This window comes from Bifidobacterium sp. B4111, from assembly GCF_026537235.1.
In the GTDB taxonomy this organism is placed as follows: Bacteria; Actinomycetota; Actinomycetes; order Actinomycetales; family Bifidobacteriaceae; genus Bombiscardovia.
The window spans coordinates 485,577-506,627 of the sequence record NZ_JAFNMO010000002.1 but is presented as its reverse complement, the minus strand read 5'-3'; the positions used below and the strand labels follow the sequence as shown (position 1 = coordinate 506,627).

General features: G+C 58.2%; 12 protein-coding genes. 6 read left to right on the top strand and 6 right to left on the bottom strand.

Annotation, left to right across the window (positions count from 1 at the left end; all coding sequences use genetic code 11):
- Positions 1–81 precede the first annotated feature (81 nt).
- From J3T93_RS05910 to J3T93_RS05885, 6 genes are all read right to left on the bottom strand, one after another.
- Positions 82–2,907, bottom strand: a complete 2,826-nt coding sequence (locus J3T93_RS05910; RefSeq protein ID WP_267430924.1) for an ABC transporter ATP-binding protein/permease — start codon at positions 2,905–2,907, stop codon at positions 82–84.
- 103 nt (positions 2,908–3,010) lie between these two features.
- Positions 3,011–6,469, bottom strand: a complete 3,459-nt coding sequence (locus J3T93_RS05905; RefSeq protein WP_267430923.1) for an FtsX-like permease family protein — start codon at positions 6,467–6,469, stop codon at positions 3,011–3,013.
- A gap of 2 nt (positions 6,470–6,471) precedes the next feature.
- Positions 6,472–7,173 carry an ABC transporter ATP-binding protein gene (locus J3T93_RS05900; RefSeq protein WP_220237321.1) on the bottom strand — a complete coding sequence of 234 codons (702 nt, stop codon included), beginning with the start codon at positions 7,171–7,173 and terminating at the stop codon, positions 6,472–6,474.
- Between the two features lie 142 nt (positions 7,174–7,315).
- Positions 7,316–8,767 (bottom strand): ABC transporter ATP-binding protein, encoded by a 1,452-nt coding sequence (locus J3T93_RS05895; protein ID WP_267430922.1) that lies wholly within the window; start codon positions 8,765–8,767, stop codon positions 7,316–7,318.
- A complete protein-coding gene (locus J3T93_RS05890; RefSeq protein WP_220236594.1) occupies positions 8,745–9,443 on the bottom strand; it encodes an energy-coupling factor transporter transmembrane component T in 699 nt (232 codons plus the stop codon). The genes J3T93_RS05895 and J3T93_RS05890 overlap by 23 nt, the downstream gene beginning before the upstream one ends.
- Positions 9,440–10,048 (bottom strand): MptD family putative ECF transporter S component, encoded by a 609-nt coding sequence (locus J3T93_RS05885; protein WP_220236595.1) that lies wholly within the window; start codon positions 10,046–10,048, stop codon positions 9,440–9,442. Before J3T93_RS05885 ends, J3T93_RS05890 begins: the two co-directional genes overlap by 4 nt.
- Positions 10,049–10,269: 221 nt before the next feature.
- Between J3T93_RS05885 and J3T93_RS05880 the strand changes: the two genes are divergently transcribed.
- The 6 genes from J3T93_RS05880 (at position 10,270) to J3T93_RS05855 (ending at position 20,885) form a co-directional block, all read left to right on the top strand.
- Positions 10,270–12,054 (top strand): ABC transporter ATP-binding protein/permease, encoded by a 1,785-nt coding sequence (locus J3T93_RS05880; protein ID WP_267430921.1) that lies wholly within the window; start codon positions 10,270–10,272, stop codon positions 12,052–12,054.
- The gene (locus tag J3T93_RS05875) at positions 12,038–13,813 is read left to right on the top strand and encodes an amino acid ABC transporter ATP-binding/permease protein (RefSeq protein WP_267430920.1); all 1,776 of its coding nucleotides are present in this window, start codon (positions 12,038–12,040) and stop codon (positions 13,811–13,813) included. The genes J3T93_RS05880 and J3T93_RS05875 overlap by 17 nt, the downstream gene beginning before the upstream one ends.
- A 2,269-nt stretch (positions 13,814–16,082) precedes the next feature.
- On the top strand, positions 16,083–16,907 hold the full coding sequence (locus J3T93_RS05870; protein WP_267430918.1) for a helix-turn-helix transcriptional regulator: 825 nt from the start codon (positions 16,083–16,085) through the stop codon (positions 16,905–16,907).
- A gap of 100 nt (positions 16,908–17,007) precedes the next feature.
- A complete protein-coding gene (locus tag J3T93_RS05865) occupies positions 17,008–18,192 on the top strand; it encodes a MalY/PatB family protein (RefSeq protein WP_267430917.1) in 1,185 nt (394 codons plus the stop codon).
- Positions 18,189–19,670, top strand: a complete 1,482-nt coding sequence (nhaC, locus tag J3T93_RS05860) for a Na+/H+ antiporter NhaC (RefSeq protein WP_267401048.1) — start codon at positions 18,189–18,191, stop codon at positions 19,668–19,670. Before J3T93_RS05865 ends, nhaC begins: the two co-directional genes overlap by 4 nt.
- Before the next feature lie 621 nt (positions 19,671–20,291).
- Positions 20,292–20,885 carry an Abi family protein gene (locus J3T93_RS05855; protein WP_267430916.1) on the top strand — a complete coding sequence of 198 codons (594 nt, stop codon included), beginning with the start codon at positions 20,292–20,294 and terminating at the stop codon, positions 20,883–20,885.
- The last annotated feature ends 166 nt before the right edge of the window (positions 20,886–21,051 follow it).

Sequence of the window (21,051 nt, the reverse complement as noted above, 5' to 3'; positions counted from 1 at the left end):
TATGGCATCCCCAAGTAAAGAGGGACCGCCCTTAAGGCCAGACTGTGCGGGAATTCACTTCTTTGCCAGTGTCACTCAGCCTCACTCGGTGCGCAGGGCGGTGGCAGGATCCTGCTTGGCTGCCTTTCGTGAGGGGATCAGGCCGCCGATCAGGGTCAGAACCACACTCAGAATGACCAAGGCTATACCGCCTGAGGCAGGCAGGGCGGCGTTGACCTCGGTGGTCCCCATGAAGTGGTGCATGATGCTGTTGGCCGGAATGATCAGCAGCAGGGTGATGCCCACTCCCAGCAGGCCCGCCAGAAGTCCGATGAGGCCGGTCTCGGCGTTGAAGACGTTGGAGACGTTCCGTTTGGAGGCGCCCATGGCGCGCAGGATGCCGATCTCCTTGGTCCGTTCCAGAACCGATATGTAGGTGATGATGCCGATCATGATGGAGGAGACCACCAGCGAGACCCCGACGAAGGCTATCAGCACGTAAGTGATGACGTTGATGATGGTGGTGACCGAATTCATCATCAGGCCCACGTAGTCGGTATAGACGATCCTGTTCTTCTTCGCGGCCTTGTCGTTGTAATGCTTGATGGAGTCACCCACGGAATTCTTGTTCTCGAAGCTGTCTGTGTAGATGCTGATGCGGGAGGGGGCGTCCCGGGAGATCAGGCCGAAGTCGCTCAGGTTGTCGGCGTAGGTGCCAGTGGAGACGTACTGGTTGTATATGGCGACCAGGGCATCCTGCGGGGCGGTGGCGATGTACTGGTCGAAGGCCTGGGCTGTCTGCTGTTCGGCAGAGGCCCCCGTGGGGATGCCCGCAGAACTTTGGGCTCTTGCAGCGGCTCCGGCCCGGCCCTGGGCCTCCTGACCGGCCATGGCCGCTGGGCTTTTCATGATCTCCTGGGCCATGCTGGCTTTCTGGCTAACGCCCAGAGATGCGATATAGGCCTTGGCATCGTTGGCCTTGGCGGCATCGTCGGCAGGGGCGAAGGCCATTCCACTGAGGACGCTGTGGCCCTGATCGGCCTCCTGGTCGGTGACGATGGGGCTGGTCTTGGCCTGGTCGATCAGGTAGTCAGTCAGCTGGCGGGTATACCCGACGCCCACTTTGAGGGGCGTGGCCTTGGCCCCCTGGTTGGGGCGGACGATGCCGACGATCCGCAGTTGCAGGCCCTGGTCGGCGGCCTTGGTCATCTGGTCTGTGCTGTCGCCGATGTAGTGGTAGTGGCCGTCGGTCCCCTTGGCATACTGGTCCGCGGCGGGCACCAGGGAGAGCTTCTGGTCCATGGCCTTGGCGTATTCGATGGGCTTGGTGTCGACCTTGACCTCCTGGCCGCTGTTGAGCTTGTTCATCATGTCGGTGTACTGGCTGGAGGGGAGGACGCCCAGCTTGTAGAGGCTGGTGACGGGCATTTGGTTGTTCTTGTCGAGCACCAGGACCACCTGGTCCTTGGCCTTAGGCCAGGTGCCGTTCACCACCTGGTAGTTGTCGGTCACCACCTTGCTGATGGCGGTCTTGGCATCGGCCCCTGGCATGATCTCACCGAAGATCTCCGGGGCTTTGTTCTTCTCGGTCTTGCCGGTCAGGTAGGACATCTGCTTGGACTGGATGTCGCCCATGTCGCTGTCGGTGTTGGCCGTGGCCATCTGGCTGACGGTAGAGCTGGCGGCATCCTGCCCATTCATGGTCACCTTGTCCGCAGAGACCAGCTTGCCGTCCGGGTCGTGCTCGAAGACCGAGAACTTGGTGGCATAGGAGTACTGGATGCCCACGGATCCCACGTACTGGTGGATTTCGCTCCTGGGATTATCCAAGTATTTTTTGAAGTTGGTCAGATTGTTTTGGGTGATGCTGCTGGTCAGGCTGGAGGCCCCCTTGATGCTGGAGTCGTCCGGCTGGATGGCCTTGAGATCCTTGTGGGCTTCGGCCTCCTTCTGGGATTCCTGGGCAGAGTCCGCTATCTTGTTCAGGTCGAAGGACTGCTCCTGAATAGTGATGGGGTAGGAGGTCATGGTCTCCCGCTGCACCCTGTCGATGTAGCGGTTGACTCCGGTGGACACCGACAAGATCAGGGCGATGCCGATGATGCCGATGGATCCAGCGAAGGCTGTGAGTGCAGTTCGGGCCTTTTTGGTTCGAAGATTGTTGAAGCTCAACGACAGAGAGGTCAGCAGTCCCATGGAGGCCTTGCCGAAGGTGCGGTGGCGGGCCCGGCGGATGGGCACCTGGTCGTCGGGCAGGGGGTCGGAGTCGCTGATCACAGAGCCGTCGTGCAGCTCCACGATCCTGGTGGCGTACTGGTGGGCCAACTCGGGGTTGTGGGTGACCATGACCACAAGCCGGTCCTGGGCCACCTCCTTGAGCAGGTCCATAATCTGGATGGAAGTCTCGGAGTCCAGAGCTCCGGTGGGTTCGTCGGCCAGGAGGATGCGGGGGTTGTTGACCAGGGCCCTGGCGATGGCCACCCGCTGCATCTGCCCGCCCGAGAGCTGGTTGGGTCGCTTGTTCACGTGCTGGCCCAGCCCCACCTGCTCCAGGGCCTGCCTGGCCCGCTCCCGCCGCTCCTGCCGGTGCACTCCGGAGATGGTCAGGGCCAGCTCCACGTTGGACAGTATGCTCTGGTGAGGGATCAGGTTGTAGCTCTGGAAGACGAATCCCACAGTGTGGTTGCGGTAGGAGTCCCAGTCCCGGTCCTTGTACTTTTTAGTGGAGGTGCCGTTGATGATTAGGTCGCCCTGGTCGTAGCGGTCCAGCCCGCCGATGATGTTGAGCAGAGTGGTCTTGCCGGAACCGGAGGGGCCCAGGATGGCCACGAACTCGTTGTCGCGCAGGTTGACGCTGACATCATTCAAGGCCTGCTGGACGAAGTCCCCTGTTTTGTATTGTTTGGAGATGTGTTCGATCTGCAGCACCGTAGTCCTCCGCTTTCTGGATTCTCAATGGCTCAATGGCATGGGCTTATGGACTCTTGGAGTGCCAGCTTACGCCATCAGAATGGGTAAATGCCGATATGGCCTAGTCCACCGACTTGAGAGCCTCCAGCATGTCCACATGCTTGAGCTTGTTGTTGACCATCCAGCCCAGGCCGGCCGTGATGACCGTGATCATGATCAGGGGCACAACGAAGGCCACCCAGCTGATGGAGGGGTCAAAGAGGACGTCGTCCGGCGGCACGGTGGTGATGATGTAGTGGTGCAGCCAGGCCCCGAATCCGTACCCGGCAAGGACGCCGATGGCCGACAGGAGGATGGTCTCCCGGTAGATGTACATGGTCACCTCACGGTCGTAGAAGCCAAGCACTTTGATGGTGCTCAGCTCGCGGATCCGTTCCTCCACGTTCAGGTTGGTCAGGTTGTAGAGGATGACCAGGGCCAGCAGGGTGGCTACGATGATCAGCACCTGCATGATTATGTTCAGGGACCTGACTACGGTGTCGATCTGGCTCATCAGAGTCGTGTTCTGCACCACCCCTTGGATGCCGTCTATCCGCATGAAGGAGGCGGCCTGCCTTCTGGTGTTATCTGCGCTGGAGTCCTTGAAGGTGACCAGATGGGCGTTGGGCGAGAAGTCCTGGTGGAAGACGGTCCTGTAGGCCGATGGGCTCATGAAGACGAAATGCCCTAAGTACATCTCGCAGATGCCGTCCACCCGCATGGTCCTGTCCTTGCCGCCTGAATCCTGCAGGGTGATCTTGTCGCCGGTCTTTGTCCCTGTCAGCTGGGCGATCCGTTCGGAGAGGATCACGCCGTCGCCCTTGAGGCTCAGGGGCTTGTGCCTGGACCGGGTGTCCAAGCGGATGAAGTCGTCCAGGCGCTCGGAGCTGGCCGGCGCGATCATAGTGATGGACTGCTTGTCGGCATTGTGGCCGGCTGTCTTGCTCATCTCCTCGTAGCGCACATTCAGGGAACGGCTCACATCGGGCTTTTCCAGCCGTTTTTTGATGGATTGGCGCTGGTCGGTGGTGGCCTGGCTGTTCTCGGCAGCGATCAGGTCATAGCGAATGACTTGGCCGAATTGGTGCTCGTTGATGGCCGAGATGGATCCCTGCACGCCGAACCCGGCCATCAGCAGGGCCACTGACCCGCAGACCCCGAAGATGGTCATCAGCATCCGCTGCTTGTAACGGAAGATGTTCCTGGCAGTGACTTTGTGAGTGAAGCTGAGCCTGTTCCAAATTAGCGGGATATGTTCCAGGAAGATCTTCGAACCGGCGCTGGGCGGCTTGGGCAGGAGGAGGGCCGACGGCTTCTCGCGCAGCTCCCGCCAGGCGCTCAGGAAGGCCGGGACCACGGCGCTCAGGAAGGCCAGCAGGCAGGCCAGGAGGGTGATGGGCAGGTGGAAGCCATAGTGGATAGTCGGCATGTCGAAGGCATGGGCGTAAGCCTGGTAGACAATCCAGGGCAAGAGGGTGTGGCCGGCGACGATGCCCAGAAGCGCGCCCAGGGCCGAGGCTGCTCCGCCGTAGACCAGGAACTTGGCCATGACATCCTGGTCCCTGTAGCCCAGGGCCTTCAGTGTTCCGGCATTGATCCGCTCCTCGTCCACGAAGCGCGTCATGGTGGTGAAGGTGACCAGGGCGGCCACCAGATACATGAAGTAGGGGAAGACCTTGGCCAGCGAGTCCACGATGAAGGAGACGGAGGCGTAGACCTTGTAGCCCTCTGAGCCGGGCGCTTCACGGCGCGAATCCAGGGCGTAGACCGGCTTCTCCAGCCGGCTCAGCTGGTCGGCCGCCTTGTTCAGCTTCTTCTGGGCGTCGTCGATCTTCTTCTGGGCGTCAGGGCTCTCCCTGTTGAACTTGTCCAGTTTGGTCTGGTATTCCGCATTTTTCTGATCCAGGGTGGCCTGGGCCTGGTCGATCTGCCCTTGGGCTGAAGCATGGCTGCTGGCCAGCTGCTGCCGGGCCTGGGCTAGTTTGGCCCTGCCCTGGGCCAGTTGTGCCGAACCCTGATCAAGTTGGGCCTTGCCCTGGGCCAGCTGGCGCTCGCCCTCCTTCACCTTGGCCCTCGCTTGGGTCAGCTCTTGCCGCTTCGCATCCAGGGTCTGCTGGCCAGCTGCAACCTGTGCCATGCCGGGTGTGTACTGATTGGCCATGAAGGCATCGTGGCCCGCTTTGGCCTTGGCCACCAGGGCGTCGATCTGCGGCGACTGCCGGTTGAGCTCGGCCAGCTGGGCCTGAAGCCCGGCCTTTCTGCGGTTGAGTTCGTCCTGCTGCTGGGGGGTCAGCCCGGGTGTGGCCAGTTGAGCATCAATGGCCTGAATGAGGCCGGTGACCTGTGCGATGCCCTGTCTGCATTGCTTTTGCGCTTCCTGGGCCTGGGCTACAGCCTGGTCGGCCTGGGCTTTTCCGCCTTTCAGCTGCTGGCGGGAATCATCAAGCCTGGCCTGTCCCTGGTCGATGGCCTGCTGACCTTGATCGGCCTGTTGCCTGCCCTGGGCCACCTGGCTGGCGGAGGACTGGTACTGCCTCTGCTTCCGAGCCAGTTCGGCCGAGTTCAGGTCCACCTCCTGCTGTCCTTGGTCGATAGCTGCCTGGGCCTGCACCGTCTTGGCGGCCAGTTGGTTCTTGGCAGCCTGGATGCTCTGGGCGCCCTGGTCCAGATTTTTTTTGGCCTGGTCCAGTTGCTGCCGGTTCCCCTCGAGTTCATCTCTGAACTGGTTCACCTGGTCCTGCCCCTGGTCCAGCTTCTTCTTCAGGGGGGTCTTGATGTCATTCAGCCTGGCGGTGGGACGTCCTGACAGAATCCTGTTCAGGTCGTCCTTGTGGGTCTGCAGGGCCTGGGTGTATTGGTCGGAATAGTGGTCCCTGATCCGGTCCAGGTCCTTGAAAGTCAGGCGGGCGATCATATACTCGGCCGAATCGAAGGCCCCGGGCGTGGTCACAGCGTAGGAGTCCAAGGAACCGGATCCGGCTGTAGAGGGTCCCATGTTGACCTTGCTCAGAATTTCGGTCGACCTGACCGTGCCTACGACACGAAGCCTGTGATGCCTCAAGACCTTCCTGCCCAGCTGGTCGGCTTTCTCGTCCACCTTGATGCTGCTGCCGATGGGGTGGCTTCCGGCTAGGGCCGTGTCGACCGCCACCTGATCCGGTCTGCTGGGCATGGATCCGTCGACCAGCTCATAGGTGGAGATCCGGTCGGGGGCGGAGTAGATGCGCAGGCTCTTATCGGTCCCCTTGAGCACCACATCTTTCAGATACCCGTATTCGATTCCCGAGCTGCCGGGGGCGGTGTCGATGGCATCCCGGTCCTCCTGGTCCAGGCCATAGCTGCTGATGACCATCAGATCAGCCAGATGGTGGCTGGACAGGTAGACGTTCCCGGCCTGCCGCATGTCTGGTCCGGTCACACTCAGCCCGACCAGGGCGAAGGAGCCCAGCGCCACCAGGCAGACGACGGAGATGAACCGTCCCAAGGACTTGCGCAGGGAGACCCGGATGTCGTGCCAGAGCACCTTTCTGACGGGCTGCATCCTCACCACTCCACGTTTTCGATGTCTTCGGGGCTGTCGTTGGTCTGCACGGCCTGGACCCGTGCGTCGTGCATGCGGATGACCCTATCGGCGATGGGGGCGATGGCCGCGTTGTGGGTGACGATGACCACGGTGGCGCCCTTCTGGCGGCACTGGTCCTGGAGGATGCGCAGCACCTGCTTGCCGGTCCGATAGTCCAGGGCTCCGGTGGGTTCGTCACAGAGCAGGATCTTGGGATTCTTGGCTACGGCCCGTGCAATGGCCACCCGCTGTTGCTCACCGCCGGAAAGCTGGGCAGGGAAGTTGTCGATCCGATCGCCCAGGCCTACGTCGATCAGGGTCTGGACCGGGTCGGCAGCGTTGTCTACGATCTCCGAAGCCAGCTCCACATTCTCCCTGGCGGTCAGGTTGGCCACCAGATTGTAGAACTGGAAGACGAAGCCCACGTCATAGCGGCGGTAGGTGGTCAGCTGCCGGGCGTCATAGCCGGCGATGTCCTTCCCGTCCACGATCACCTGGCCCTCGTCGCAGGTGTCCATGCCGCCCAAGATGTTGAGCACAGTCGACTTGCCCGCCCCCGAGGCTCCGAGGATGACCACCAGCTCGCCTCTCTCGATGGAGAAGGTGACGTCGTTGTTGGCCACAATGGTCGTCTCGCCGGTCGCATACCGCTTCGTTTCTCCAATGACGTCGATATAGCCCATCATGCCCTCTCGTAACCCTGGCCGTCCGACGCAAGGGACGCCCCCCGATGCTCTGCTCCCCACTACTGTATACGTTCGTAGGGCCTGGGGCACAGGAGAACCGCCTGCCGGGCGGCAACATGTCCACAGGCCCGGCAAGGGCTCAGAGGGCTTGCAGGAGGTTGCCCAGTTTGCGACTGTCCCTGACCGGCCTGCCCTGGCGGAAGGTGATGAACCGCTGGCAGGTCTGTGCCAGGAACTCCTGATCATGCGAGATGACGATCACTATGACTCCCAGGGAACGCATATAGCGGATCATCCCGGTCACCTGGTTCATGTGGAGCAGGTCCAGGCCGCTGGTTGGCTCGTCCAGAACCGCCAGGCGTTTGCCCGACAGTATGGCGGCCGCGATGGCCGCTCGCTGTTTCTCTCCGCCGGAAAGGGTGTTGGGGTGCCGGCCCAGGAGCCGCTCCAGGTCAAGTTTTCGCGCCAATTCCCTGAAGAGATCGGTTCGTCTGGCCCCAAGGAGCATTTCGCCTTCGACGGTCTCGCTGAAGAGCTGGTAGCTGACATCCTGAAAGACCATATAGGAGTCCTCGACACGCTCCCTGCTGGTCTGCCTGGCCCCATTCAGGCTGATTTCCGACTTGTCGCCAGGCTTGAGCAGGCCGGTAAGGACCGAGGCGAAAGTGCTCTTGCCAGCACCGTTGCGGCCGATGATGCCGGTGATGTCGTCGCTGGACAGGGTCAAGTCGTCCACATCCAGGGCGGGAGCCTGGTCGCGGTGGTAGGCATAGGTCAGATTCCTGACCCGCAGTAGATCGGGGGTCTTCTCGGCGATGACCCTGGCAGGGGCGCTCACCTCCTGGGCCGCATCCAGCTTGAGGGCCCGCAGCCCCATGACCTGGCGGCTTGGATCATCCAGCCCTCTCATGGCGGCCGGCGTCATATGCTCCGTCAGCCTGCCGTCCTTCATGACCAGGAAGTCGTCAGCCAGGCCGTCCAGGTAGTAGAGGCGGTGCTCGATCAGGACCATGGTCAGGCCCCGGTCCTTCAAGCGGCCCAAAATCTGCGCCAGGACGGCCACCGCTTCGACGTCCAGGTTGCCGGAGGGCTCGTCCAGGATCAGAATCTGTGGATCCATCATGCAGGAGGAGGCGATGGCGATCACCTGCTTCTCGCCTCCGGACAGGGAAAAGATGTCCCGGTCCATGAGCGGGGCGATGCCGAAAAGGTCGGCCACCTGGTCCATACGCTCCTGGATGGCCTCCGGCTGTACCCCGGTGTTCTCTAAGGGGAAGGCCAGCTCGCTGCGGACGTCGGTGGTGAAGAACTGGGTCTTGGGATTCTGGAAGACCGATCCCACCCGCTCCGAAAGCCGGTAGATGGGCCGGGCCGTGGTGGGTTGGCCCCCGATGAGGCACTCTCCCCCCAGCTTGCCCTCGTAGAGCTCGGGAATCAGGCCGTTGATGATCCTGGACAGGGTGGTCTTGCCGCACCCACTCGGCCCAGTGACCACGGTCACCCGGCCCCGGTCCATTTGGCAGGAGACCTCTTCGAGGGATGGCCTGCTGGCGCCCTCATAGGTGAAGCTAAGCCTGGAACATTGCAACATAGGCTCCACATCCCATAAGGACCAGGCCCAGGGCGCACATGATCGCATCCAGTTCAGTGAAGGCAATCCGTTGGATGGAGGCCTTGGGCCCGGGGTCGCCGATCCCCCTGGTCAGGGCGGCCGAGGTCAGGTCGGTGGCCACATTGGTGGCGTTGTTGAGGAGGGGCACGTAAATGTACTCCATGGTCCGCAGTGGGTGACAGATCATGTCGCCCGTGGTGACGGCAATCCCCCTGAACTTCATGGCCCGTCTGATCTGGGCATAGTCGTGCCTGACGGTCGGGAAGAAGCGGAAGAGCACGCTTACGGGGATGACCAGCCACTGGGGGGCGTGAATCTTGCGCATCAGGTAGACCAGCTCCGAGACCTTGGTGGTACCCATCATGAAGGCCGCCACCAGCACCAGGGGGAGGACCCTGCCTACGCCGACGAAGAGGAAGAGCAGGTAATGCCCCGGCAGGTTTTCAGGAAAGACCATGGCCAGGGAGGCGCCCAGGGCGAAGACCAGGCAGACCAGAAGCCAGGCCTGGCCCTTCCTCACCCTGCCCACGATGACCTGAAAGCTGCAGAAGTAGACGTTTATGGCCAGAACCAGTGGGGTGGGCAAGGTGATGAAAATAAGGGCGTTGGCGAAGATGACCAGCAGGAATCTGGTGTAGATGGAGATAGGCCTCATTGCTTGGCGGGTATCCGGTTGAAATGCCTGTCGACGATCCTGGCGCCTATCCATGCCCCGAGCAGGGCGCCGACCAGGGTGGCCAGAATGCAGACCAGGAAGGTCGCTCCGGTGATGGGCGCGAAGACCCCGTTGATGTACTCCTGGCTTTTGCCACGGCGGACCAGGCTTGCCACGTAGGCGTCCTTCATGAACCAGAGGGGAAGGACGGGGCCGGTGCAGCCAAAGGTGAGGATGGCATAGCTCAGGTAACGGGCCAGATTGGGACGGCTCTCCCTGAGCGAGGACTGAACCAGATCAGCCAGCAGGCCACAGAAGGCGTAAGGGATGAAGGAGAGGGCGAAGTGGCCGAAGACCAGCAGGAAGAGGCCCATGATGACGCCGACGATGGTGACGGCCCCGAATCTAGGCACCTGACGGATCATCAGCATGTAGACCGGGCCAGAGACCAGTCCAACCATGGCTGGTATGAAGAGGGAGGAGAGGCCGGGCATAACCAGGCCCGCCACGAAGATGGTGATGAAGTTGCCCACAGCCATGCTGACGAAGTAGAGGGCCGTGAAAATACCGACGTTGACCAGGTCTTTTGTCTTGAGTGCTTTCATAAAGGATCGCTCCCGTGCGGGTGGCGGCCGCTCGGCTCTAGGCCATATATCCGCCGAAGTCGGGTTGTGCCGTCCATTCTAGGGGAGCTAGGAGGAAAAGTAAATGATATTCTTTTATTTCTCTTGCCGGGGCTTCACAATAAGGGTATTGCCTGGCGCGCAGGGATTTTGTTAGGGTTCACCGAGAAGGGCGTATCAGAAAGGCGGCACAAAGGACAGGCATGATCAGCAAGCGACTACTTCATCTACCGGGAGCCAGGATGGGCGCCAGCTTCCTGCTGGCCCTCCTGCAGACGATCGGCGCGCTGGCGGAGGTCCTCCTCCTGCCGGTGGCTATCGCGGCCGTAGGCCGTTCCCTTGGCTTGCCTGTCCCTCGTGCCCTTGCCTGGGTGCCCGGTCGGCCTGGGCTTCTGGCGGTCTTGATAGGCGGGCTGATTCTGGTTCGGTTCCTGACTCAGGCGGTCGCCAGATCCGTCAGCGCCAGGCTGGCCGATGGGATGGGCCAGGCGCTCTCCCAGGCCCTGTACTTATCCATGTTCGACCCCAATGGTCAGGAGAACGACCTGGACGTTCCGGCGCAGACCCTGGCCAGGCTTTCGACCGAGGGGGTCAAGTCGGTCGTCTCCTACTTTACGGCCTACATTCCGGCCCTGGTCCAGACTGCCCTGATGCTGGTCGTGACCCTGGCCGTCCTCCTGCCCGTCAGCCCGCTGGCTGCGGGGATCGTCGTGATCGGCATGGTGGCCCTGCCCCTGGCCTCCAAGCCCACCATGGGCGAGAACATCAAAGTGCAGCTGGGCCAGCTACGCAAGTACGACAAGGTCGGCGTCCACTTCGAGCATGCCCTGAGGGGGCTCAGCACCTTGAAGATCTTTGGAGCGGACCAGCGGCAGGCTGATGATCTGGCCGAGGAGTCCGAGGGGTTCCGCCGGATAACCATGGGGGTCCTGGGCGGGCAGCTGCGCTCGCTGATCAAGGCTGACGCGGTCATCTACGCCAGCCTCATTCTGGCGGTTGCAGCCACAGTCCTGATTGGGCAAGGAGGGTCCTCTCGAGTGCTATCCTGCCTGGTCGTCGCCCTGGCCGGGGTTCGGCTCTTTGCGCCCGAGCGGCAGCTGGTCTACATGATGCATTCCGGCATGGTCGCCATCAAGCAGGGCAAGGCCATCGACAACATTCTCCAGGCGCGGCAGGTGGGTGACAGGGAGTCGGCGGCTCCGCAATACGCCTCGGACGCTGTCCCAGGGCCCGCATCGGGATCTGCCGGTGCGCTGGGCATCCGCGCTCGCAATCTGACCTACACCTATCCTGACGGCTTCCAGGCTCTGACCAATCTGAACTTCGATCTCCCGGCCAAGGGGCATGTGGGCCTGGTCGGCGCTTCGGGCTCCGGCAAGAGCACCCTGGCGGGCCTGCTGTCCGGGCGCCTTCAGGGGTATACCGGAGAACTGTCTATTGGAGGACGCAAGATCAGCGATCTGTCACGTGAGGACCTGGTTGGCCTGCAGACCGTGGTTCGGGGAACCGACCACCTCTTCACCGGAACCATCAGGTCGAATCTCGATCCGGCCGGACTGGGCTACTCGGATGGTGAGCTGCTGGACGCGTTGGACAAGGTCGGTCTGACCGGGCTTGTCCAGAGCAAGGGCGGGCTGGACGCTCCCATCGACCCTGAGGGAGGCAACCTCTCCGGAGGACAGCGCCAGCGGCTGTCCATTGCCCGTGGGCTTCTGCGGCGTTCCTCTGTTTACATCTTCGACGAGGCCACCAGCGCCGTTGACCGCGAGCATGACGCCAGCTTGGCTGCTCTGATGGACGCGCTGGGCAAGGAGTCCCTGGTCCTGACCGTCACCCACCGCCTGGCCGGGGTCCGCAATGCCGATTCCATCCTTTTCTTGCGGGGGGGCCGTCTGGCGGAGAGCGGCGGTTTCCGTGAGCTGATGGATGCCGGGGGCGGATTCGCGGCCCAGTGGAAGGAGCAGGCCCAGTATGAGGACGGGGAGTGACAGAATGCAGCAGACGACCGGCAACCTGGTGATGATGCGCCGCATGGCCCGGCTGATGAAGCCTCTGGCCGGCACGGAGGGCAAGGCCATCCTCTGCGGCAGCCTGGGCCACCTCTTCGCGGTCTGGAGCATGATGGCAGCCGCTGCGGCCCTGATCGGCCTAGTCGCGGACTGGCCTCCGCTGAATGGACAGTGGGTCGTCTGGGCCTTGGCGGCGGTCCTGACCGCCCTCAGCCGGGGGGTCATGGCCTATGGGGAGCAGTACTGCAACCATGAGATGGCCTTCAGCATGCTCCGCGACATCCGCACGACGGTCTTCGACAAGATGCGGTCCCTGGCCCCGGCCGGTCTGCGCGACCAGGCGCGCGGAGACATGGTGACGGTGATCACCAATGACATCGAGTTGCTGGAGATTTTCTACGCCCACACCCTTTCACCCATCGCCATCGCTCTGGTGACTTCCTTGGCCAACCTGGCCCTGCTCACCTGGCTCTCGCCCTGGATGGGCCTGGCCGCCGTGATCTCCTACCTCATCGTCGGTCTGCTCATCCCCATCCTGAGCGCAAGACCCACCTTCAAGGTAGCCATGCAGGAGCGGACGGCCCAAGCCAATTTGCATTCCCTTCTTCTGGAGACTCTGCAGGGCCGCACAGAGCTGGCGGGGTTGGGCGCTCTGGGGAATACCCGTCGCCGGGTGGGAGCCGCTACGGGCCAGATGTTGGATGCGCGGGGCCGCACCTCTGGGCGGACTATTGCCAACGATCTGGTCACCAACGTGGTCACTCTGATCTGCGCTGGAGTCTTCACATTGATGGCCTGCCACCTAGGTTCGGCAGGGTTGGTGAATCCTGCACGGGGAATGATCGGACTGGTCGGCTTCCTCTCTTCCTTCGCTCCCTTGATACCTGTGGCCCGGCTAGGCGCCGGCCTGCAGCCCACCTTGGCCGCGGCTCGACGGGTCTTCTCGCTTCTGGATAAGGAGCCGCCTGTACGTGAGGTGGAATCCGGTCATGGGGATCCCCTGGCGGAGTTCACTGGAGAGGAGGCCAAGGCCGTCTCCTTCTCCTACGCTGGCAAGACTGACACGGGCAAGACTGACTCAGGTGAACATGGTGGCCGAATCTCGGTTTTGGACGGTCTGGATCTTTCCATCAAGCCTGGCGAGCTGATCGGCATCCAAGGCGCCAACGGAGCTGGCAAGTCTACCTTGATCGATCTGCTGATGCGGTTCCAGGAGCGCAGTGGTGGGGATCTGACGGTTTCCGGTCTGCCTATCGAGACGATTCACACTGTCGACCTGCGTGCCCAGCAGGCTTTGGTGAGTCAAGATACCTATATATTTAGCCTTACTTTGGCGGATAACATCGCTCTGGCCCGGCCCGATGCCAGCAGAGAAGATATTGAGAAGGCAGCTCATGATGCCTGCCTGGATGATCTGATCGACCAGCTGCCTGACGGCTTGGATCATCTGCTTGCTGACAACGGCTCGGACCTGTCCGATGGACAGCGGCAAAGGGTGGCTCTGGCTCGCGCCTTTTTGAGCTCGGCGCCATTCATGCTTCTGGATGAGCCCACCAGCAATATGGATGCTCTCCTCGAGGGCCGGGTCTTGACCAGGCTGATCGAGCGGAAGGGCGACCGTACCTGTCTGATCGTCTCTCATCGTCCCTCGGTCCTTGCCAGGGTTGACCGGTTGCTGACGCTGCGAGACGGCAAACTAGTTGAGGAGAAAGATGCCATGTCGTGCGCGGTAGGATAGAGATGAGAGAAGTTCGTGTTCTGCTGCTATTGCTTCTGAAGAATCTCTAGCCTTGTCAGGTGAATAGCTGATTGAGAGGTATGGCAACACATGATTTCGTTATAATTTGCTGACTTTTAGCTGTATCGAGTTAGGAAATCTAGCGGGATAGGTCTATATGCTATGCCAAACGTATGTAACAGTGGTCAACCGACAGTCTGTCTGTAGACTGCATAGGAACGCTAGAATGCGATAACTCTTTAAAAGATGATGCCAGCGAGTCGCAAAAGTTACTAGATGCCAGAAGGGGAACTGCTCAATTTGTTGTGTATGCCATAACCGGAAGAGCCGCCTCAGGGTTCATATCTTCATAGCTGACAGTGGCTTTCCTCATAGAGTAGAAGATTGCCATCGTCTCCATTACACACCTCGAATGGATGGGCAACATCGCCGATTAGTTGTTGGAGTTGTGGCCATCTTTTTTGGACTGACCGCCAGGTAAAGATATTAGCTGAGCAGGGTCATCCGAAGATAGCCTATCTGTATAGGAAAAGGCCGACAGCGCAATAGCTATCGGCCTTCGTTCTATCAATGGACCCCAAACGGCCCAATCGGGTACGGCACCAGCAGATGCTAAAAGAATTTATCCTTACCTCTTATATCTACCGGGTGATGCTGCCGTCTCCCGACAAACCCCATCATATCGCCGTCGACGACCGAAGAAGTTCATCATGGGATAAAATCAGATAGTCGCCATGCCGGTGATGCGGAGATGACGGCCGCCAGCTCATCCGGGTTGGCTGTTCTATCAATATACCGAGGTGGTTTGGATGCCTAATGGTAATCCAAACAAGGACGGTCGCGGATCGTACTTCATGGCTGCTGCTCTCGTGGGTGTCCCAGCGCTCGCGGGCAGGATGGATTCGTACGCTGCTTGGCTGATGTGTCTGGTCATGATGGCGTGTGCAGTCCTGTATGACGTGTGGCACAGGAAGCGGTGATGTCCAGGCAGCCCGTCCAACAGGGTGGGCTGCTCTCTTCCGTGAACGCGAAAGGTCCAGCCATTCCTGCCTGGCTCTTACCAGGCAATTAAATACAACACTGGTTGTGCAACAGACCAGTCTTATTAAGGTCCGCTGCATATGCGCGTTCTGGGAAGGCTCATGTCGAATACCCACTTGCCAGGTGCTTCCGTTTTCGATGATGAGCGTGGTCCCCGGCGTTTTGGCCACATGCCCAGTCGATTCTTGGCTGATTTTCCTGCTTTTCTGCCATAGTGTCCAGTCTGCTCCGCACTGCGGGTTGGGTCAGTGCTGTGGATAAACCAATCTAGCGGTGGCGTGGGGGCACAGCCCGACACTATGGAAGGTGTGGGCCAAATCGCTTTTAGATAAGGGGCCACCTGCGAGCGAGGTTGAGCTAAACTTCGACAATTCGCTAACGGAATTTATAGGAGAGGAGTCCAGGACGGTTTCCTTCTCAGACGCGGGCAGGAATGATCCGGGTAAACACGGCGGCCAAGTCGCTGTTCTAAAAGGTTTGGATTTTTCTCTTAGACCTGGCGAATGGATGCTCACTTTGGAGAGGAGTTCAAACCATGCTGATTGAACAGAGGGGTGGCCGCACTTGTCTAATCGTCTCCCTCGTTCCTCGGTCTGTGCCCGAGTTAACCATCTGCTGTCTTTCGCACATGGCAAGTTCAATTGAAGTCAGTTCGGAGAAAAGTGATTCAGTAAAACAGGTGTCAGCTCTCACTCGGGGTGGCGATATCTCGATAAGGTTCCTGCGCAAGCGTGGTTCATGGAGCCCAGCCGTCTTAAGAGAGTTGAAAAGTGGAGGATTTCTTTCGGCAGAGTTGAGGTAATTAAGTCCATCAGCAAGGTTATCGCTTTACTGATTTGCTTTACTAATTAATAAGCGGATGCCAGCCCATCTGGTCAGTCCGGCAGTTGTTAGTCGTCAAAGATACGGTTTCAAGCAACTTACCTGGGCAAACACGATTCCCGCTAGGGCGTAGCCTTTTCGATATCTTGAAGCCCCTGTCAAGGGTCTAGCTGGCTACTTTAATTCCATATCTGCGGATTATGGATGTCTGCAGCCTTGCATTCAACATTATGTGTTTCGTGGTTAAACAGCCGGATTTTCAACGATTTGAACGGATGAATATCCCCTATGAAGATCGTGAATTCGGAAGAGCGACAGGAAAAAATAAACAATTAATAGAAACGCTCAACAAAATGTTTATTAAATGGTTATACTATCTTTAGCTACTTCATGAAAGAGATGATGTATGAGCAACGATGCACAATCGGCACGCGACCTTAAGACGCAGGACAGCGTAGAGCGTGCCCTGATAATCCAATCCTTGGCCCAGCTGGTGGAGCCGCTGGCATCGCTTATGGCGGATTGCGAGGTTGTGGTGCATGACCTTTCACAGGTGCCCACCACCATTGTCGCCATCGCAGGAGGCTTGACCGGTCGCAAGGTCGGTGATCCGGCGACCGATGTGCTGCTCAAGCAGATGGCTGAGGGTAGGGTTCGCACCATGGTCAACTACAGCTCTGTTCTGCCTGACGGGCGTCGGATTCGTTGTGCCACTATCGCCGTCAAAGATAGCCGAGGGAATCCGGTCGCTGCATTGTGCATCAACAGCAGTGTCGAGATCTGGTCGGGGCTTCTGAAAATATGCCAGCAAATGCTCTACGGCAGTGTAGACGCAAGCTCTGAACCAAAGTCGGAAGCTGAACTTGATGAAGACTTGGATCAGAACCAACAGCGTGGCGCCGAGAAAGCCGGATCTGAGACAGGGCAGATAGATCAGGGAACAGGATCGGCCGAAGCCAGCTCCGCGGGTGAAGCCTTCGTCCACAACCTTGACGACTTGGCAAATATCGTGCTTGACCGTGCTGTTGCCAGCCAGGGTGTACCGGTCGAGCTGATGACGAAAAGCCATAAAAAGGAGGTGATACGACAAGCCAAAGAACAGGGCTTTTTCTTCCTGCGAGACGCGGCCGAGACCTTAGCCGACCGTTTGCAGATTTCACGGTTCACCGTCTACAACTATCTCAAAGAAATAGACGAGACGACCTCCGTTAAAGATAAGAAAAAGCAATAAGCGGGGGAGTGGTACCGAGGCCATGGTGGCCTCAGAGGATTGCATTGCTAATGAAGGCAAGGTATCCGGCATAGTTGTAAAGAAGGGAACAGACGTAATCATGGGTCTTCTACATCCCGTTTCAACCCAGGATCTGGGAAGAATACATAGCATCCGTTGGGATGATGCACATCGCAACTGCGGTGACGATGCCATATCCCTGTCGGTGGCAGATATGGATTTCAAAGCCCCGGACCCGTTGGTCCAGGCTGTGGTCGAGCGTGCTCAGGTGGGTGATTTCTGCTACACTTACCTGGACCCCTCGTATAGACAGTCAGTGTGCGACTGGTTCAAAAGGCGCCACGGCTGGCAGATCAGTCCCGCCAGTCTGGTGCCGGTAGGAAGAATGGTAGAATCCTTGCCGGCCATACTCAGGGAGGCTCTGCCGCCCGTCAGCTCGGTAATCGTTCCCTATCCTGCATATTCGCCCACCCCAACGGCGATCAAGGCCGCAGGGTGCAAGGTCCTTCCATGGATGCTGAAGATAGACGGCCAGGGAAAATACCGGTTCGATTTTGATGCGCTTGAAGACCTGCTTGACAAGGCCAATGCGATGGTAATCACCAACCCGCATAACCCCACCGGTCGTGTATGGACCCGTGACGAACTGGCTAAGGTTGCCAAGGCTGCCGCCAAGCATGATGTTCTGGTCATCTCAGATGAGTTCCATGCTGATCTGATCCATTCAGGATATCGATTCCAGCCTTATCTGACCTCTTCGCCCGAGGCAGCTGGAGGCATCTCCTTTACTTCCCCGGGGAAAACCTTCAACATCGCTGGGCTGGAAACTGCCAACATCGTCGTTCCTGATGCTGATCTGCGGCACAAGGTGGGAAAGGCCATCGATGATGCCGGCTGCCATAATCCCCGCTATTTTGCACAAGTTGCTACTCAGGCAGGATATGACCATTGCGCAGACTGGTTGGACGAGCTTCTTGCTGAGCTCGAGAAGCACACCAATCTTTTGCGCGACTGCGTTGCCGGAATGGATGGCGTGAAGCTGATCGAACCTGAAGGCACCTATCTGGCCTGGATAGATATGAGAGGGCTGGGACTTCAAGATGAGGAGATCGAAAAGCGGCTGACTGACCAGGGTCTGAAGCTGGATCCGGGGACTGACTTCGGTCTGGGCGGCAGCGGTTTTGTGCGTATCAACCTGGCAACAACTACGCCGATTCTGACCGAGGCACTGTCGCGCATGCATCGGGCGCTTGGTACTTCCACGAGAAAGGTGACCCTGCAATGACGAAGGAAAGGAAACAAAGAGAGCAGCGTTCCCCCACCCTGCTCTTGGCACTGACTCCAATTATCGCCATGGCGGTGTTTATGGGGGTTGGGGCTATCTGGCTGGAACTTCCCGCTGAACCGATGCTTATCATGGCTGCCGTGGTGGCAGCGATCATCGCCTACATGCTTGGCCACGGATACGATGAGATGCTCAACACCATAGCCGAGAAGATCGCCGGGATCATGCCTGCCATGCTGATTCTGATAGTGGTGGGCATGCTTATCGGATCCTGGATGATCGGCGGAACCATTCCCATGATGGTTTACTTCGGCCTCAAGATCGTATCGCCCAAGTACCTCTATCTGACGGCTCTGCTGGTCACGGCCATCACTTCGGTCTGCACGGGAACCTCCTGGGGTTCCGCAGGTACCATTGGCGTGGCCTTCATGGGAGTGGCGCTGGGCATGGATGGCATCAATCCCGCCATCGTCGCTGGTGCAGTGGTCAGTGGCGCCTATTTCGGAGACAAGCTTTCCCCTCTGTCCGGAGACACCAACCTGGCTGCGGCCATCACCCATGTGAATGTGTTCACGCATATGAAGCACCTGTTGTGGACCACCTTCCCCTCCTTGCTGGTGGCATCGATAGTCATGTTTGTGGCGGGCCGTGGAGTCCAGTCCACAGGCGGCCGTGGCTTTGACAAAGTCGCCGAGATGAACAACACGCTTTCGCAGGCTTTCACCTGGAACGTGCCCATGCTGCTTATACCACTCCTGATCATCCTGATCGGGTCGGCGTGGAAGAAGCCGACTATTCCAGTCATGCTGCTCTCGTCGGCGGTGGCCATGTTCAACGCTGTCGTCATCCAGCGCTTTTCCGTCACCAACGCGTTCAACGCCATTGTCAACGGATTCGACACCTCTATGCTCCCCAAGGGCTTCAACCTGGGTCCCGCAGCCAAGGACATCACCAGTCTGCTGAATCGGGGTGGCATGGAGAGCATGATGAGCACCCTTCTAATTGCGTTCTGCGCCCTCTCCTTCGCAGGAGTGCTTTCGGCTTCCGGGGCTTTGAACAAGATAGTGGAGTCTCTGCTTAAGATCAGCAAGAGCACTGGCTCGTTGATTGTCGTCACCCTGCTGACCGGCATCCTGACCATATCCACCACCTGCAACGGGCAGGTCTCCCTCCTGCTGCCTGGCGAGCTGTTGAGGCCTGCCTACATTCGTCGAGGTCTGCATCCTTGCAATCTCGGGCGAAGCATAGAGGACTCCGGCACCATATTCGAGCCGATCCTGCCTTGGACAGCTGCTGGCGCCTACATGGCGGCCACGTTGGGGGTGCCCACGCTCTCCTATATGCCTTGGGCAACTCTCTGCTGGACCGGCGTGATCTTTGCCACCATCTGGGGATACACAGGAATTGGCATCAGGAAGCTAACGCCGGATGAGCAGAAGGCCATGCTCGCTGAGCTGGATAAGGAGAAGGAAGCGTAGAGCCTTTTCTCTGTTATGGCTAATTAGCGCCACCACTGGGCAGTACCTGTTGTGGCGCTTTTCTTGTCAGTCGGAAAACGAATATGGATCTGCATGGGTTCGGTCTCTTTTCATTGTTCGGAAAGCAGCAAATTAGTCGTCCTGGCTTCAACGACCAGCGCTGAACTTAATGGCGTTAATGCAGGTTTCTATGTTTCTCTCGAGTGCAGAATCAGTAAGTTTGACTATGAAAGCAGCACTTATATAACTAGTCTGATCTCAGTGAACAGCAAAGATCAAATGTTTAGTAATTTTATCTTTAGATCGAGCACTTTGTCGGCGCTGTTATGTTGAATCGACAACAGATCAGTTTTAAATATTATGAAATTTGCTCGGTATTCATAACTTCAGAAAACATACTCAGCAGCACCTGATAAGTCCTTGAAAAAACAGAAAAATCTATCCTTTGTTTGCGTCAAAACCATATTTTCAACACGCGCGAAATAAATTGACAGATGCTTATATGTAATTAGCATTGTAGGTACAAAGTCAAAAGGGAGTTGGTCACATTGGCCAGCTCTTCACTAATGGGGCAGCGCTTTTCGAAGCGGATGCCCCATTAGTTTAGCTGCGCGGGCCAATGTGGACAGTTCAAAGCGCAAGTGTCTGGCTAAAAGCCTCGATTTTCAAATTGCTAATTTGCAAAACGACGGCATCGTATTCGATATCTGTAATGAGGAATCCGCTAAAGCATATCTATCTGCGAACACCTACCTATTTCGGATTAAGCGATATGCTTCTAATTTCAACAAGCACGAAGACGGGAAGTACAAGAATCTCGATTTCGCTGTACTCAAAGATTTGGCGGTCATTGACTATGAACTCAGGATGGCACTGGAATATTTGGTAGCAAACGCGGAACATGATTTGAAAGTGCGATTCAATAATTTATTGATGTCAAATTCTGAGCTTGACGGTAGACGAATTGCAAAGCTGGTTGATCCATATGATCGCTTTGTATTTGATGAAAAGACTGGCTATCGAAATCAACACGATGGCAGGCCTGGCAAGACAGGAATTAAGCTTAAATATTCTCCTTATTCAGATGCTATGGTTCGCAAATATTTCCCTGACCCAGAAATATGGAACTTATGGGAATGCTTCAATCTGGGTGATTTGATTGATTCATATATGAAGTATCTGGAGTCATTGCATCTGAGAGACAATGCTACATAATTTTTTGGCAACTTCCGTAGGTTGCGAAATGCGGTATCGCATAGTGCCCCGTTACTGTTGGATGTGGATAGGACAAACAAGCATGGCCATGTGCCTCAGACTGAGTTTGTTGATGGATGTTTGTGCGATTTATTCCAAATAGATAACCCCCCGGCGCCTATTCCGA

Bases quoted from the DNA above. Each gene is read 5' to 3' on its own strand.
- J3T93_RS05905 (WP_267430923.1), bottom strand. From the start codon at position 6,469: ATGCAGCCCGTCAGAAAGGTGCTCTGGCACGACATCCGGGTCTCCCTG.
- J3T93_RS05900 (WP_220237321.1), bottom strand. From the start codon at position 7,173: ATGGGCTATATCGACGTCATTGGAGAAACGAAGCGGTATGCGACCGGC.
- J3T93_RS05895 (WP_267430922.1), bottom strand. From the start codon at position 8,767: ATGTTGCAATGTTCCAGGCTTAGCTTCACCTATGAGGGCGCCAGCAGG.
- J3T93_RS05890 (WP_220236594.1), bottom strand. From the start codon at position 9,443: ATGAGGCCTATCTCCATCTACACCAGATTCCTGCTGGTCATCTTCGCC.
- J3T93_RS05885 (WP_220236595.1), bottom strand. From the start codon at position 10,048: ATGAAAGCACTCAAGACAAAAGACCTGGTCAACGTCGGTATTTTCACG.
- J3T93_RS05880 (WP_267430921.1), top strand. From the start codon at position 10,270: ATGATCAGCAAGCGACTACTTCATCTACCGGGAGCCAGGATGGGCGCC.
- J3T93_RS05875 (WP_267430920.1), top strand. From the start codon at position 12,038: ATGAGGACGGGGAGTGACAGAATGCAGCAGACGACCGGCAACCTGGTG.
- J3T93_RS05870 (WP_267430918.1), top strand. From the start codon at position 16,083: ATGAGCAACGATGCACAATCGGCACGCGACCTTAAGACGCAGGACAGC.
- J3T93_RS05865 (WP_267430917.1), top strand. From the start codon at position 17,008: ATGGGTCTTCTACATCCCGTTTCAACCCAGGATCTGGGAAGAATACAT.
- nhaC (WP_267401048.1), top strand. From the start codon at position 18,189: ATGACGAAGGAAAGGAAACAAAGAGAGCAGCGTTCCCCCACCCTGCTC.